The sequence below is a fragment of the Mesorhizobium sp. RIZ17 genome (assembly GCF_051127865.1).
GTDB lineage: Bacteria > Pseudomonadota > Alphaproteobacteria > Rhizobiales > Rhizobiaceae > Mesorhizobium > Mesorhizobium humile.
Genome location: NZ_CP147861.1, coordinates 81,128 through 94,585, shown reverse-complemented (window position 1 = coordinate 94,585; position 13,458 = coordinate 81,128). Strand labels below are relative to the sequence as shown.

The 13,458-nt window shown below is 62.3% G+C and carries 17 protein-coding genes and 1 pseudogene; 5 read left to right on the top strand and 13 right to left on the bottom strand.

The window, feature by feature from the left end; all coding sequences use genetic code 11:
* Nucleotides 1–112 precede the first annotated feature (112 nt).
* From WDX12_RS00515 to groES, 5 genes are all read right to left on the bottom strand, one after another.
* Complete coding sequence (locus tag WDX12_RS00515) at nucleotides 113–418, bottom strand: DUF982 domain-containing protein (RefSeq protein WP_320293726.1); 306 nt, start codon at nucleotides 416–418, stop codon at nucleotides 113–115.
* On the bottom strand, nucleotides 399–800 hold the full coding sequence (locus tag WDX12_RS00510) for a hypothetical protein (RefSeq protein WP_434723578.1): 402 nt from the start codon (nucleotides 798–800) through the stop codon (nucleotides 399–401). The genes WDX12_RS00515 and WDX12_RS00510 overlap by 20 nt, the downstream gene beginning before the upstream one ends.
* A 72-nt stretch (nucleotides 801–872) precedes the next feature.
* Entirely contained in the window at nucleotides 873–1,085 is a 213-nt protein-coding gene (locus WDX12_RS00505; RefSeq protein ID WP_320293728.1) for a hypothetical protein, read from the bottom strand.
* Nucleotides 1,086–1,152: 67 nt separating this feature from the next.
* Nucleotides 1,153–2,781, bottom strand: a complete 1,629-nt coding sequence (groL, locus tag WDX12_RS00500; protein ID WP_320293729.1) for a chaperonin GroEL — start codon at nucleotides 2,779–2,781, stop codon at nucleotides 1,153–1,155.
* Between the two features lie 62 nt (nucleotides 2,782–2,843).
* Nucleotides 2,844–3,158: a co-chaperone GroES gene (gene groES, locus WDX12_RS00495; protein WP_320293730.1), complete on the bottom strand. Its 315-nt coding sequence runs from the start codon at nucleotides 3,156–3,158 to the stop codon at nucleotides 2,844–2,846.
* 347 nt (nucleotides 3,159–3,505) lie between these two features.
* Between groES and WDX12_RS00490 the strand changes: the two genes are divergently transcribed.
* The 4 genes from WDX12_RS00490 to WDX12_RS00475 all read left to right on the top strand — a co-directional run bounded on the left by WDX12_RS00490 (nucleotide 3,506) and on the right by WDX12_RS00475 (nucleotide 5,457).
* Nucleotides 3,506–3,853 carry a hypothetical protein gene (locus WDX12_RS00490; RefSeq protein ID WP_320293731.1) on the top strand — a complete coding sequence of 116 codons (348 nt, stop codon included), beginning with the start codon at nucleotides 3,506–3,508 and terminating at the stop codon, nucleotides 3,851–3,853.
* 13 nt (nucleotides 3,854–3,866) lie between these two features.
* Nucleotides 3,867–4,145 carry an usg protein gene (locus WDX12_RS00485; protein ID WP_320293732.1) on the top strand — a complete coding sequence of 93 codons (279 nt, stop codon included), beginning with the start codon at nucleotides 3,867–3,869 and terminating at the stop codon, nucleotides 4,143–4,145.
* A 241-nt stretch (nucleotides 4,146–4,386) separates the two neighbouring features.
* On the top strand, nucleotides 4,387–4,863 hold the full coding sequence (locus WDX12_RS00480) for an Hsp20 family protein (RefSeq protein ID WP_434723577.1): 477 nt from the start codon (nucleotides 4,387–4,389) through the stop codon (nucleotides 4,861–4,863).
* Between the two features lie 84 nt (nucleotides 4,864–4,947).
* Nucleotides 4,948–5,457 (top strand): Hsp20/alpha crystallin family protein, encoded by a 510-nt coding sequence (locus WDX12_RS00475; RefSeq protein ID WP_320293734.1) that lies wholly within the window; start codon nucleotides 4,948–4,950, stop codon nucleotides 5,455–5,457.
* A gap of 354 nt (nucleotides 5,458–5,811) precedes the next feature.
* On the opposite strand, the gene WDX12_RS00470 is transcribed toward WDX12_RS00475, so the two are convergent.
* Both WDX12_RS00470 and WDX12_RS00465 read right to left on the bottom strand, forming a co-directional pair.
* Nucleotides 5,812–6,111 carry a DUF1236 domain-containing protein gene (locus WDX12_RS00470; RefSeq protein WP_320293735.1) on the bottom strand — a complete coding sequence of 100 codons (300 nt, stop codon included), beginning with the start codon at nucleotides 6,109–6,111 and terminating at the stop codon, nucleotides 5,812–5,814.
* Between the two features lie 440 nt (nucleotides 6,112–6,551).
* Nucleotides 6,552–6,842, bottom strand: a complete 291-nt coding sequence (locus WDX12_RS00465; protein WP_320293736.1) for a DUF982 domain-containing protein — start codon at nucleotides 6,840–6,842, stop codon at nucleotides 6,552–6,554.
* 698 nt (nucleotides 6,843–7,540) lie between these two features.
* Here WDX12_RS00465 and WDX12_RS00460 point away from each other — a divergent pair.
* The gene (locus WDX12_RS00460; RefSeq protein ID WP_320293737.1) at nucleotides 7,541–7,738 is read left to right on the top strand and encodes a hypothetical protein; all 198 of its coding nucleotides are present in this window, start codon (nucleotides 7,541–7,543) and stop codon (nucleotides 7,736–7,738) included.
* A gap of 360 nt (nucleotides 7,739–8,098) precedes the next feature.
* On the opposite strand, the pseudogene WDX12_RS00455 reads toward WDX12_RS00460, so the two are convergent.
* The 6 genes and pseudogenes from WDX12_RS00455 to WDX12_RS00430 all read right to left on the bottom strand — a co-directional run.
* Nucleotides 8,099–8,278, bottom strand: a pseudogene (locus tag WDX12_RS00455) (hypothetical protein); the annotation flags it as partial.
* A gap of 423 nt (nucleotides 8,279–8,701) precedes the next feature.
* On the bottom strand, nucleotides 8,702–10,000 hold the full coding sequence (locus WDX12_RS00450; protein ID WP_434725751.1) for an NAD(P)/FAD-dependent oxidoreductase: 1,299 nt from the start codon (nucleotides 9,998–10,000) through the stop codon (nucleotides 8,702–8,704).
* The gene (locus WDX12_RS00445) at nucleotides 9,997–10,974 is read right to left on the bottom strand and encodes a branched-chain amino acid ABC transporter permease (RefSeq protein WP_434723576.1); all 978 of its coding nucleotides are present in this window, start codon (nucleotides 10,972–10,974) and stop codon (nucleotides 9,997–9,999) included. The genes WDX12_RS00450 and WDX12_RS00445 overlap by 4 nt, the downstream gene beginning before the upstream one ends.
* Entirely contained in the window at nucleotides 10,971–11,879 is a 909-nt protein-coding gene (locus tag WDX12_RS00440) for a branched-chain amino acid ABC transporter permease (protein WP_434723575.1), read from the bottom strand. The genes WDX12_RS00445 and WDX12_RS00440 overlap by 4 nt, the downstream gene beginning before the upstream one ends.
* Nucleotides 11,876–12,643 (bottom strand): branched-chain amino acid ABC transporter ATP-binding protein, encoded by a 768-nt coding sequence (locus tag WDX12_RS00435; protein WP_434723574.1) that lies wholly within the window; start codon nucleotides 12,641–12,643, stop codon nucleotides 11,876–11,878. The genes WDX12_RS00440 and WDX12_RS00435 overlap by 4 nt, the downstream gene beginning before the upstream one ends.
* Entirely contained in the window at nucleotides 12,640–13,440 is an 801-nt protein-coding gene (locus tag WDX12_RS00430; RefSeq protein ID WP_434723573.1) for an ABC transporter ATP-binding protein, read from the bottom strand. Before WDX12_RS00430 ends, WDX12_RS00435 begins: the two co-directional genes overlap by 4 nt.
* Nucleotides 13,441–13,458 lie beyond the last annotated feature (18 nt).

Genomic DNA, 13,458 nt, shown 5'->3' with positions numbered 1-13,458 from the left:
GCGACGCTGCCAAAGCATGCAGCGTGGTTCCTCCCTTCGGCCACGGGTTCGCCAGACCATATGAGATCATACGGAGGATATGGGTTGCCTTGGGTGCTGCGTTTCCAGTCTTTCAGCTGTTGCTGCTTGTGGTGGCAGGTTTGCCCGCCAGTGCCGCCGGCGCCAGCGAAACGATATCCGGCACCAGGATGTCGTGACGACGGGCGAAGGCAACGAGGGTTGCTCTGACTGTTTCGGGCTCGATATCGCCGGCAAGGCCAGCCTTGCAGGCATTGAGAGCAATGGCATGGGCATTGCTCCTGGTCGCGGCAGGCCAGTCCTGGAGCACGGCATAGGCTTGCATCACCGTCTCAAGTCTCACCGGCAGGCCCATGCCGACGAGGATGGTAACCGCTTCCTTAAAGTGGTCGTGTTTCATTGTCTGAAGCTCCTTTCGACTGTGCCGCCATCCCGCCGGCGCGACGGTTACCGGCGACGGCGTGGCGACGCGGATAGGAAGGTCGAAGGACAATCCCTTTCGACGCTTCATGCTTTGTTGTGTCGGTCGCAGAACTCAGGACAGCCAACCGCTCCATTGGCCAAGCCAGCAACACGGATCCCGACTGGGCCAGTCCTGGCGGCGGCAGCGCCTTGTGAGCCTTCACCAATGCCTCGAGCCACGCGGCGACGGCAAGCGGCACCTGGGCGCTACCGTCCAGCCAGCGAGCCACCTCGCTCGGCGGATAGTCAAGTTCCTCTGCCAAGTCGGCGGCGCCCCATCTCAGTCTTTTCAGGCATTCGCGCAATCGTCCCGCAATCATGGCTATCCTCCTCCATCCGCGATCATGAAACGTCGTCCCGAGGCGATAGAAGCCGAGGCTGGCCCGTCCCGGTCAACTTCGTCCAGACGTTTCCGCTGACACATGCTGCGCCGCCAAAAACATCAACGTCGAGGCGACAGTACGCCGGTTCCATCCGACGGATTCGGCGGTGTCCAGCAAGCCTGCCAGCAGCGGCTTCAGCGCGTTGCGGCATTCGGCTTCGTAGGCGAGGAATTCGCTTGCCGGATGCGTCGGTCCCGGAACCGACCCGCTTATCGTGTCCATAGATTTCTCCCATCTTGTCCGTCGCAAGCGCCCGCTCCCCGGACCGGGAGCGGGCGACGTCTGCGTTTTAGAAGTCCATGCCGGCGCCGGCGGGCATGGCGGGGGCGGCTTCCTTCTTCGGCTTTTCGGCCACCATGGCCTCCGTGGTGACGAGCAGTCCTGCTACCGAAGCGGCATCCTGAAGCGCGGTGCGCACTACCTTGGCTGGATCGATCACACCCTGCGTGTAGAGGTCGCCATATTCGCCGGTCTGGGCGTTCCAGCCAAAGGCGAAGTCGGTCTTCTCGCGCAGCTTGCCGACGACGATCGAGCCTTCCGATCCGGCATTTTCAGCGATCTGGCGCGCCGGAGCCTCGATCGCCCGCCGCACGATGTCGACGCCGTATCTCTGGTCGGGATTGTCGACCGCAACGGCGTCGAGCGCCTTGGCCGCCCTGAGCAGGGCAACGCCGCCGCCGGGCAGGATACCTTCCTCGACCGCGGCGCGCGTGGCATGCAGCGCGTCGTCGACGCGGTCCTTCTTCTCCTTGACCTCGACTTCCGTCGCGCCGCCGACGCGGATCACCGCGACGCCGCCGGCGAGCTTGGCCAGCCGCTCCTGCAGCTTCTCGCGATCGTAATCGGAGGTGGTCTCCTCGATTTGCGCCTTGATCTGCGTGACGCGGCCCTGGATTTCCTGTTTCTTGCCGGCGCCGTCCACGATGGTGGTGTTCTCCTTCTCGATGGCCACTTTCTTGGCGCGGCCGAGCATCGCCAACGTTACGTTCTCCAGCTTGATGCCGAGATCCTCGCTGATGGCCGTGCCGCCGGTTAGGATGGCGATATCCTCCAGCATGGCCTTGCGACGGTCGCCGAAGCCCGGAGCCTTGACGGCGGCAACCTTCAGCCCGCCGCGCAGCTTGTTGACGACGAGCGTAGCCAGGGCCTCGCCCTCGACGTCCTCGGCGATGATCAGCAGCGGCTTGCCGGCCTGCACCACGGCCTCGAGCACGGGAAGCAGCGCCTGCAGGTTGCCAAGTTTCTTTTCATGGATCAGCACATAGGGCTCGTCGAGCTCCACGCGCATCTTGTCCTGGTTGGTGACGAAGTAGGGTGAGAGATAGCCGCGATCGAACTGCATGCCTTCGACGACTTCCAGCTCGGTCTCGGCCGTCTTGGCCTCCTCGACGGTGATGACGCCTTCGTTGCCGACCTTTTCCATAGCCTCGGCCAGGAAGCGGCCGATTTCGGCATCGCCATTGGCCGAGATGGTGCCGACCTGAGCGATCTCGTCGTTTCTGGTGATCTTGCGGGCATTCGTCTTGAGTTCGGTGACGACCGCGTCCACCGCCTTGTCGATGCCGCGCTTGAGGTCCATCGGGTTCATGCCGGAAGCCACCGCCTTGGCACCCTCGCGAACGATCGCCTGGGCGAGAACGGTAGCGGTGGTCGTGCCATCGCCGGCGAGATCATTGGTCTTCGAAGCAACTTCGCGGACCATCTGCGCGCCCATGTTCTCGAACTTGTCCTCGAGCTCGATCTCCTTGGCGACGGTGACGCCGTCCTTGGTGATGCGCGGAGCGCCGAACGACTTGTCGATGACGACGTTGCGGCCCTTCGGACCAAGCGTGACCTTCACCGCGTCGGCGAGGATGTTGACGCCGCGCAGCATGCGCTCGCGGGCATCGGAATGGAATTTGACTTCCTTGGCAGCCATTGGATCACTCCTTTTCTAGGCAGTTGTCTTTGACTGGGTTGCGGTTCGATCGAAGCCCCCGGTCAGGCGGCTTTCTTCAGCGTCGCGACCTGCTCGATCACGCCCATCACGTCGCTTTCCTTCATGATGAGCAGGTCCTCGCCGTTGAGCTTGATCTCGGTGCCGGACCATTTGCCGAACAGAATGCGGTCGCCGATCTTCACGTCGAGGGGCGCGAGCTTGCCGCTCTCGTCGCGGGCGCCCGGGCCCACGGCGATAACCTCGCCTTCCTGCGGCTTTTCCTTGGCAGTGTCGGGGATGATGATGCCGCCGGCGGTCTTCTCTTCAGCTTCGATGCGGCGGACCAGGATACGGTCATGCAATGGACGGAACGTCATATCGTTCTCCTTCAGGACAAACAGATTTTTGAGGTTCCTCCGCTCCGGGCCGGTAGGACCGGAGCGGGGCTCACGCGACCCTTTCGGCGTCGCGCGCATGTCGAGCTAATTTTGCCTTCGTTCACTTTCAAGAGGGGGGCGAAAATTTTTTGGCACTCTCGAATGTTGAGTGCTACTGCTCTGAAAACATGCGGTAAATTCGGGTCGCGTCGACGAAATGAGAGACTTGAATTCGCGATTGAGCTGAACAAAATTATCGGCACCCCGGCACCCCGGCACCCCGGCACCGCCGGGGCCGCTGAGAAGTTGCACCCCGAAACAAGGAGTTTTGGAGACGGAGGACAGAAATGAACCGACAGACGCTTTCGCCGATCATCCCTTCCCTTGCTCCCGAAATATCAGACCTTTCCCTCGATCGGCTGCTGTCGCCGGCCAGCCATTTTCAGCACCCGCGGGATGTGCTGGAGGACGGCTCGCTCGACATATGGGAAAAGCGGGCGATCCTTTCGTCCTGGGCGTCCGACGCCTGCGCCGTGGAATCGATGCCGGCACTGCGCCAGCCGCCAGGCACCGGGCGGCCGGTCTCCTTCGACGACATCATGGATGCGTTGCGCCGGCTTGATGCGCTCGCCCCGCCGCCCAGCGGCGCTGCCGATGACGACCATCCGCAGTTGATCGATCGGCTGAGCGCGTGAGGCGCAGAAGGCGATGGCGAACGCGGTCAGCAGGGAATTCCGCTTGCAGATGAACGGCTACGGCTTGACCACTGCCGAGATCCATTATCATCTGCCCGACCATCCCGGCCTGCTCCAGCTTTACGTGTGGCAGGATTATGATCTCGCCCCGGATTTCCCCGCGCTGAGGGGCTTTCTAGGCTTTTGGGAACGCGAACTGGCGGGCGCCTTGCATTCCGTCCGGGTCGCCCACCATCGGCTCATTAGGCCCTCAGAATGGCGGGCTGTCGACGGGGTCATCGCGCTCCAGTGAAGATCAGCGCCGCAAGGCGGTCGTGTCGTGCGGCCGCCTTCACTTCATCATTTGCTCGCCTGGATGCAGACGAAAAGGGTGACTTTTTCACGACCTTGAAGGCGGGTTCGCGGCCGGGTCTTGACGTTCCGGTGTTGAATTCCCAGATCGATTTTGCCGGTGCTTGAGAGACCGGCAAGGTCAAGGGGCGCCGCTTCCTTGGCGCGCCTCGTATCTATGTTGCTCAATGGAGGATGTAGCTATGAGAACCAATTTTGACTTCACTCCGCTGTTCCGGTCGAGCATCGGTTTCGATCGAATGTTGAACGCGCTCGAAACGGCGAGCCGCATCGAAACCGTCGACAATTGGCCACCCTACGACATCGCCAAGACCGCCGAAGACGCCTACCGCATCACCATGGCGGTGGCCGGCTTCGCGCAGGACGAACTGGACCTTACCCAGGAGCAGAACATGCTCATGGTCTCAGGCCAGAAAGCCGGCGAGGATAAGAGTGAATACCTGCATCGCGGAATTGCCGGTCGCGCATTCCAGCGCCGCTTCGAGCTTGCCGATCATGTGAAGGTCGTCGACGCCAGCCTGGTCAATGGCCTGCTGACGATCGATCTGAAGCGTGAGATTCCGGAAGAGATGAAACCGCGCCGGATCGAGATCGCAGCTGACAAGGCGATGCCCAAAGGCGCGACGAAGAAGATCGAAGCCGACAAGCAGGCTGCCTGAGTGTCTCTTGTCGGCGCACTCGCGCAAGCGCCGGGCACATTGCCCGGCGCAATAGGAAGCCTTTTCAACAGAGAGGAGGAAATTATGAGTGTCCGTGATCTGATCCCCTGGGGCCGGAGCAACGGCAACCAGCTTCCAAGCGTGTTCCACGACGGCGAACGCGATCCGTTCCTGTCGCTGCATCGTGAGGTAAACCGCCTGTTCGACGATGTTTTCCGCGGCTTCGACAGCCGTTTGCCGTCTTTCGGCGGTGTCTCCGCCCTCGGCGCCGGTTGGCCGAGCGTCGAGATCTCCAACGGAGAGAAGGAGATCAAGGTGACCGCCGAGGTGCCGGGCCTCGAACAGAAAGACATCGAGGTCCTGCTCGACGACGGCGTGCTGACGCTGCGGGGCGAGAAACGCTCCGAGACGGACGACAAGGATAGGCAGTTCTCCGAACGCTACTATGGCCGGTTCGAGCGCCGTATCCCGGTCGGCTACGAGGTCAAGGAAGACGAGGTGGAGGCGCGCTTCAGGAATGGCGTGCTGACTGTCACATTGCCGAAGAGCGAGAAGGCACAGTCGCAAGTCAAGCGCATTGACATCAAGAGTTGATGCATCGACGCCTGGGTTGCGGCCCGCACGCCGCAGCCCGGGCGACTTGGTTGACGCTCTCTGGAAGCTGGTCGTCCGGGTAGAGGCCCAATCAGGTGCCATAACCCCAGTCGTGACCCACGTCGCTCCACAGCCGCAGCTCTCTGCTCAGCCTGTATCCAGCTCGGGCGCGCAAACTGCGTGCCCCAGATGCCTACGCCCGCTTGAAGAGCTTGCGATCGATAATCGCACCTATGTTCGGGGAGATTTATCCTGCGCTTGCCCTTCAGTTTGTAGGAGCGTCAGTTCCAAACATGTTGCGAACTCCGAATAAATGGCGGGGCGCCGAATTGCGCTCCCGCCAGGGTTCGCCTGTCAGTCGAGAACTTTGACGACGGTACGGGTTTTCGGATCGACGACCACGGTCCGATTGTCGATCACGGTGTATTCGTACGTCACGTTGGGTACTTTATGCAGCTCGACCTTTTCCGGCACCGTGCTCCCGATCTTCAACTCCACGCCTGGCAACTTGATCGAGGCAAGAGGCTCCTTCTTCACATACTCGCGGATGGTCGTCTCCTGTTCAGGTGCCAGAACCACCGTATCCGCTATTGCGACGCTGATGCCTGACAAGAGCAACAGGCCGGCGATAGAATTGGTGATCATCGTCTTCATTCGATACCTCCATTATATGTGCCCCTTGCCCAATGCCGATGCGAGACCGGCAGAGCCGCCGATAGGGGCCGTTCTCAGCGATCCACCAAAGCAATGTCGTTCCGGCTTTGATGTTTCACTGCGAAGGTCGATTGAGACCAATGCGCGCAGCCGTCGGACTAAAGTCCCATGGATCAGTAGGAGGTGATCATCCGCCAGTTCTGGGGCCGGGGGTAGCGCTTTGCCTCGCCTCACCCTCCTGCCGGGGAGGGACGTCGCTAGACTCTGTCATGGGCTCGGGCAGGTCCGGTGGTGGCTTGTGAAGCAGGTCCTCTTATTTTATCGGCATCGAAATAGATAAGGGCTATCTCGGCATTGCCGGGGGCACGACTTACGTGCCGCCGGATTATCCTGCCCAGCCGGGCCCAAACAGGAGTGGCTGTTTGAGGCCGAGGTCTTTCTCAGAACAATTCGACGACGCCGCTCCGTTCCACCCCATCGAACATCGCCGATCCACAGGCGCGGATGCCCGCCCAGCGTGCCCATGCAATAAACGCTTTCCGAGCCACGTCGGCCTCACCGCGTCCATCATACGCGGCGCAGCAGGCCTCGCAGGCGCATGCATGCAACTTGCTTCGTTGTTCGAAAGGCCACTCTTCGAGGAACTCGATCGCGTCCATCGCATTCCGGATCGCCCTCATGCCGAAAGATGGGTCGTCCACCAGCACCGGCGGTTCAAAAATGTCTGCCATACTTTCCTCCGCTTAGTTTCGGCCGCTCTGCGGCGGCTAAAGCGCGTCGCGCTGAAACGGATTCAGGCGACGCGCTTTAGGTCCTTTGTTTGATGCATGTCGTTGCCGCAAAACCGAGGTCACTTTTGCGCGACATGCATTAGAAGCAAACATCCACAACGTGTCGAATAGCGCTCGCGGCGCCATTCGGAAGATATTGGATGCGGGACTTCCAGCTTCAAGCAACCGGCCAATGAGGGCCGCCGCGCCGGAGAGCCCTTGATAGGTGACCGGCGCCTGTTGCCTGTTGGGAGAGTGTCCTGGCGCCGGCCCGGCGAATCGGAGTTCGCCGCGCGATCAGAATGAACCGACAGGCCGAACTCGGCGACCTCAAAGGAGTCATTTGCACAAGCTATTTTAGCGATTCTGCATGAGTGAGCTGATGGGGTCGGAACCTTTGTTCTCAGCTCATGTTGATTCATTGGACGGCGCATCTTCTCTCCAACCTAGAGCGCGCCGCGTCGGGATGGATTGTCGCCTTTCACCGCAAAGATGGGAGACGCCGGCTTTCCTTAGGAGGTCCCGACAAAGAGCCCGCCCCACGCCAGAAGAGCGGGCTCTTTCATTGCGCAGCACACGCACGAAAAATTCAGTTGAAATGCCCAATTTTCCCGACTTATAAAACATGACGTTCCCATTGCTTTCTCGGGAAGCATGCGATGGATAACGTCATTCCGATAAGACCCAAGATGTCAGCTCGCGTCGAGGTGGTGAAAGCCAGCGACGAATGGCTCGTCCTCGTGGTGGAAGACCAGCAAGAACTCACCCGCTCATTCGAACTGGAATCGTATGCGTTGGCTTTCGCGGAAGGCCAGCGCATACGGCTAGGGTTGGATAAGATCACCCGAGGAACCTAAGCCGGTGACTGCGGCTTATGGAAAACGACCTTACGGACTCGTAAGGTTCTCTCGAGACGAGGATTGTGGTTTGCAGTCTCCGCTGCCTTCCAATCGCCCCTTACGGATGGATTTGATGAGGTCGCTGACGCGGTCTGCCGGCTCGACCGATGGTTTCATGCTGCTTCCGACGATCGAGCTCCGGCCGGTGCCATAAAAGCGCTTCAGGCAAGCTATCTTGGCGCGCCGCCAAGTGCGGCCAACAAAGCTCGCAGGTACGTTCCCCGATCTTCGTGTGCCAGATGTTTCAGAACGGTAATGGAATCCAGCTTTTCCGCGACCTTCCATGGTTCAGAAACGGGAAACCGGCGCGGGAGTTCGCTACTGGATGCTGTCGTGGTTAACGCCGCGCGGATTTACGCGCCCGCGGCCTAATCGAGGTATCATCGTGTCGACCGAATATTTTGGCGCGACAGACTCCGGTCTGTGAGGCACCACCCGGTTGCGGCCGGCCTGCTTGGCCAGGTAGGGTGCTGCATCCGCCTGACGCTGCAGATGATCCGGAGACATGGTCTCGTCGGCCGCCTGAACCGAATCGCGAGAGCGCTACCGTGTTTTCGTACATTCGGAAACGCTTTGATATTTTCCACGAGTTGGCCTGTCTCGGATCTACAAAAGACCAGGGAACGGTATGGTTGCCCCGTTGTCGACGTACGTTTTCCGCGAAGCGAACGGCTGCTTTGCGCCGCCAAGTGGACGTTAGTCGTCAGAAACAAGCCGCCCAATAACGGTCATCGGACAGACATAAAGAGCCGGCTCCAACTTGGACCGGCTTTCAGCCTGACCTTCGCTGCGAGCCGATTTCCCTCACTGTCCGTCCTTCGAGGTATCGCGGACCATCTGCCTTTCCATCTGTCGAAATGAGGCGATGGTTTGAATTTGGCCCTGAAACACAATCCAGCGATCTTTTGGTCGGAACCTGCCCTAACCAGCCTGATCCAGCCGGTCGCGCAACATGCTCCAAGGCAGCAGTATGTTGGGCGCGTAGCGCAACAGGCTGTGGAACGGGATCGGCGCCGGCGGCGCGAATGGCAGCGGTAGGTCGCGGCCTTCTGTCCCAGCCGCCCAGTCGGCCAGCACCTTGCCCATGGCCGTGGTCATGGCAATGCCGCGCCCATTGCAGGCGCGGGCCGCCATCAGACCTGGGCCGAGGTCGATCAGATGCGGCAGAAAATCCGGTTCGACGGCGGCGATCCCCGACCAGCTATACTCGAGCGGCGGCAAGTCAGGCAGTTCCAGACACCGCGCTAGCCTTCGCCAGATTGTCTGTGGCACTCGCGTGTCGGCGCCCGCGCCCACCACATGCATGCCGCCGCTGATCAGCCGATTTCGGGCATCGAAGCGGAAGGTGATGAGATTGCGTCGGGTGTCGGAGAAACCCTGCCCTCCAGGCAGCAAGCGCTGACGCATCTTCGACGGCAGGGGCTGTGTCGCGATCTGGAAAACCTTCAGCGGAAAATAGGTCCGCTGAAGTGTCGGGTTGAGCGCTCCGCCATAGGCGTTGGTGGCGATCAGCACCTTGCCGGCACGGACTGGACCCGACGGCGTCGTCAGCGTCCAGCCATCGGACGCACGGTCGATCGAGGTGACGCGCGCGCGCTCGAAAATCCGCGCGCCGGCTTTTTCGGCCGCATCGGCCAGGCCGCGCGCGAATTCAACCGGATTGAGCACGCCGCCAGAGCGATCCATCCATCCGCCGGCATAGCCTCGCGCGCCGGTCAACGCTTCGGTCTGCTGACTGTCCAGCATCACCGCCGGCCTGCCGCGCTCCTCCCACTGCCTGGCGCGGGATTGTATTGTTCCGAGAGCAGCCTGTGAGTGCGCCGCCTGTATCCAGCCGTTCTGCACGGCGTCGCAGGCGATGCCATGGCGCTCGATCAGGTTGAACACGAGGTCGGCGCTGCCTGCGGCGAACCCGATCAGCCGCTCGCCGAGCTGCGCGCCGAGATGCGCCACTATGGCGTCCGGATCCATCTTGGCGAAGTTCGGCACGACGAAGCCTGCGTTGCGGCCGGTCGCGCCCCAGGCGATGATTTCGGCTTCGAGGACAGCAACCGAAAGGCCTTTGCCGGCGGCATGCAGCGCGCTCGACAGGCCGGTGAAACCGCCGCCGACAACGGCAAGGTCGACATCGAGCCTGTCTTCCAGCATTGGCCGGGGATGGCGATCGCGGCTGACCGCGTGCCACAGGGAAAGCGCCTCCTGCCGCGCCATTGCGTTCAGGACCCGCTCTCGCCGGCGATGACCTTCGCCTTTTTGCCGAAACGAACCTGCCCTGGCCGTTGACCGAACAGGCCGTTTGGCCGAACCAGCAGGATGACGCACAGCATAACGCCGATGGCGACGATTTGCAGAGATGCGGCTCGTGCCTGTTGCTCCGGCGCGAAGATCACGCTGGTGAGCGCGCCCGAGCCTGCCCATATCGCCCAGACCAGCACGCTGCCTGCAACGGCGCCGGCATTGCTCCCGGAGCCGCCGACAATCAGCATCACCCAGACTTGGAAAGTGAGGATCGACAGGTAATTGTCGGGCGCGATGAAGCCGATGAAATGCGCCTGGAGCGCGCCGGCAAGCGCCATGATCGCGCCGCCGACGGCAAAGGCCTGGACACGATAGAAGCGCGCGCTCTTGCCGAGCGAGATTGCGGCGCGTTCGTCTTCGCGCAGGGCCTTCAGGACGCGTCCCCACGGACTGCGCGTCAGATGTTCGAGGGCCAGATATGCGGCGAGCGTCACGGCCGAGATGATAGCCAGATTCGACAGGTTGAAGAGCAACGGCGTTTCGGCGAGGTCGCCGAAGGGTCGCGGGATGAAGCCGATGCCGAAGGGACCACCCGTGAGCTTCTGCGCGTTGAGCGCGACCAGTTGGACGACGACCGCGACACCGAAAGTCGTGATAGCCAGATAATCCGATCTGAGCCGCAGCGTGGCGATGCCGGTTAGCGCCGCGGCAACCCCACCAACGAGCATCGCCCCCAGCCAGCCGATGAGGATCGGCAGGCCGAAGCCGCCCAGCCGCGCGGGGTCGTCGGGCGTGGTGAGTAGCGCCGAGGTGTAGGCTCCGATGGCGACGAAGCCGGCGAGGCCGACATTGAACAGGCCGGTCAGCCCCCATTGCAGGTTGAGGCCCAGCGTGATCAGCGAGAAGATCAATGCCGTCGTCAGGAAGAAGGCGCCGTAGCCCACCAGATCGATCATCTTTCGCGCACCCCGAAGAGCCCGATGGGGCGCACGATCAGCACTGCCATCAGGATGATGAAAGAAACGGCGGCGCGCCACTCAGCGCCGATCAACTGTACCGCGCAGGCTTCGGCGAGGCCGATGATCAGGCCGCCGAGCACGGCGCCCGGAATGCTGCCGATGCCGCCAAGAATGGCGGCGGCGAACATCGGCAGCAGCATGTCGAAGCCCATCAGCGGGCGGATCTGGACCAGGACGCCGATCATCACGCCGGCGACGCAGGCGAGTGCGGCGCCGATGACCCAGGTGACACGCACGACGCTGGCGACGTCGATGCCGGCGATGCGGGCTAGCGCCGGGTTCTGGCTCATCGCCTGCATGGAGCGGCCGGTCTGGGTGCGTGTGGTCAAAAGGTGCACGCCAAGCACAAGCACGGCGGTCAGCAGCAGCAGTGCGATCTGATCGGGGGTGATGCGGATGCCGAAGCCGACCGGCATCGCGATCTGGATGGCACGGCTGAAATAGGTTGGGCGCGAGGTGAAGATGAATTCGAGCAGGCTTCTGAGAGCCATCGAGGCGCCGAAACTTCCCATCACCACGATGATCGCTTGCTCCTGCTTGCGCAGTCGCGAAAACAGCACCTTGTCGAGCAGCAGCGCTAGCAGGGCCGTAAATGCCATGCCGGCGACCAGCGCAACGATGAGCGGCCAGCCGAAGGACAAGGGCGCCATCGGCGCCACCTTGCCGAACATGGCGGCAATGGCGCCGACGACGGCCAAGGTCGCATAGGTGCCCCAGGCCATGAAATCGCCATGGGCGAAGTTGGAGAAGCGCAGGATGGAATAGGTCAGCGTCACGCCGATGGCGCCAAGTCCGATCATCGAACCGGTGAGCAGCCCGTCGACGACGAATTGCAGGCTCATGCCGCGCCTCCCGTCTCGGTGCGTCTTGCGCTGTCCTTGTGAAGCGGCCGCTGGCCGAGATAGAGCTCCGCGACGACTGGATCGTTCCACAGCGTCGAGGCAGCCCCCTCGTGCCGTTCCTTGCCTTCGACCAGCACATAGGCGCGATCACCGATGGCGAGGGCTGCCTTGGCGTTCTGCTCGACCAGCAGGATGGTGACGCCGGACTTGCGAATGGCCGAAAGCATCTCGAACACCGTCGACACGAATTTCGGCGACAGCCCGGCCGAGGGCTCGTCCAGCACCAGCACCTTGGGATGGACAATCAGCGCCCGCGCCACCGCGAGCATCTGCCGCTGTCCGCCCGAGAGGTTGCCGGCAGGGGTCAACCGCTGGCGCAGAAGGTCGGGAAAGGCTGCGTACATTTCGTCGATGCGGGCGGGCGCCTGGCGTCGTTCGAGGATCCCGCAGGCGACCTTCAGATTGTCCTCCACCGACATCCGCGGAAAGACGTTTTCGGTCTGCGGCACGAAGGCAAGGCCGAGGCGGACCATGGTGTGGGCGGGCGCCGTGGTGATGTCCTTGCCATCGAGCAGCACCTTGCCCCGGCTGATCGGGACAAGGCCGGCGATGGCCTTGATCAGGCTCGACTTGCCGGCGCCGTTCGGGCCGAGGACGACGACGATCTCGCCCTTGTTGACGGTGATCGAGGCGCCGCGCACGATCGGCACGCCAGGCTCGTAGCCGGCCTCGAGATCGCTGACGTCAAGCACGGGTTCGGTCATGCCACACCCCCGAGATAGGCCTCGATGACGCGTGGGTCGCGCGCCACCTCGTCGGCGGTGCCCTCGCGCAGGAGTTCGCCGCTCGCCATCACCAGAACGCGGTGGCAAAGCCGCGTCACCATGTCGATGTTGTGCTCGATCAACAGGAAGGTAATGCCACTCTCGTTGATATCGCGGATACGGTCGATGATGACTTCGAGCAGTGTCGCGTTGACGCCGGCAGCCGGCTCGTCGAGCAGGATGATCGCCGGATCGGCCATCATCACACGGGCGAGCTCAAGCAACTTGCGCTGGCCGCCGGAAAGCACTCGAGCCGGCTCGTACGCCAGACGGGTCAGCGAGACGAGCTCCAGCAGCTCGGCGGCTTTCTTCGCAGCGGCTTTCTCCTCGGCGGCGACCCGCCACGGCGTGAGGAAATTGGCAAGCAGCCGTTCGCCGGTCTGCCCTTGCGCGGCAAGCATGACGTTCTCGATCAGCGTCAGGTTGGGAAGCGGCCGTGGGATCTGGAACGTGCGGCCGAGGCCTCGTCCGATGCGGCGGTGCGCGGCCTCGCCGGAAACGGGGAGACCGCCCAGATAGATCTCTCCGCTGGATGGCAGGATGCTGCCGGCAAGCAGGTCGAACATCGTCGTTTTCCCCGCGCCGTTCGGGCCGATCAGGCCCAGAATCTCGCCAGGGCGGACATCGAACGAGACATCGTTCACGGCGACGAGCCCGCCAAAGCGCCTGACGACGTTTTTTGCCGCCAGCACCGGCTCCTGAGTTCCAGGCCCGTGCCGTTTCACTGTCTCACCCATCAGTCCCTCGGGCCGGAA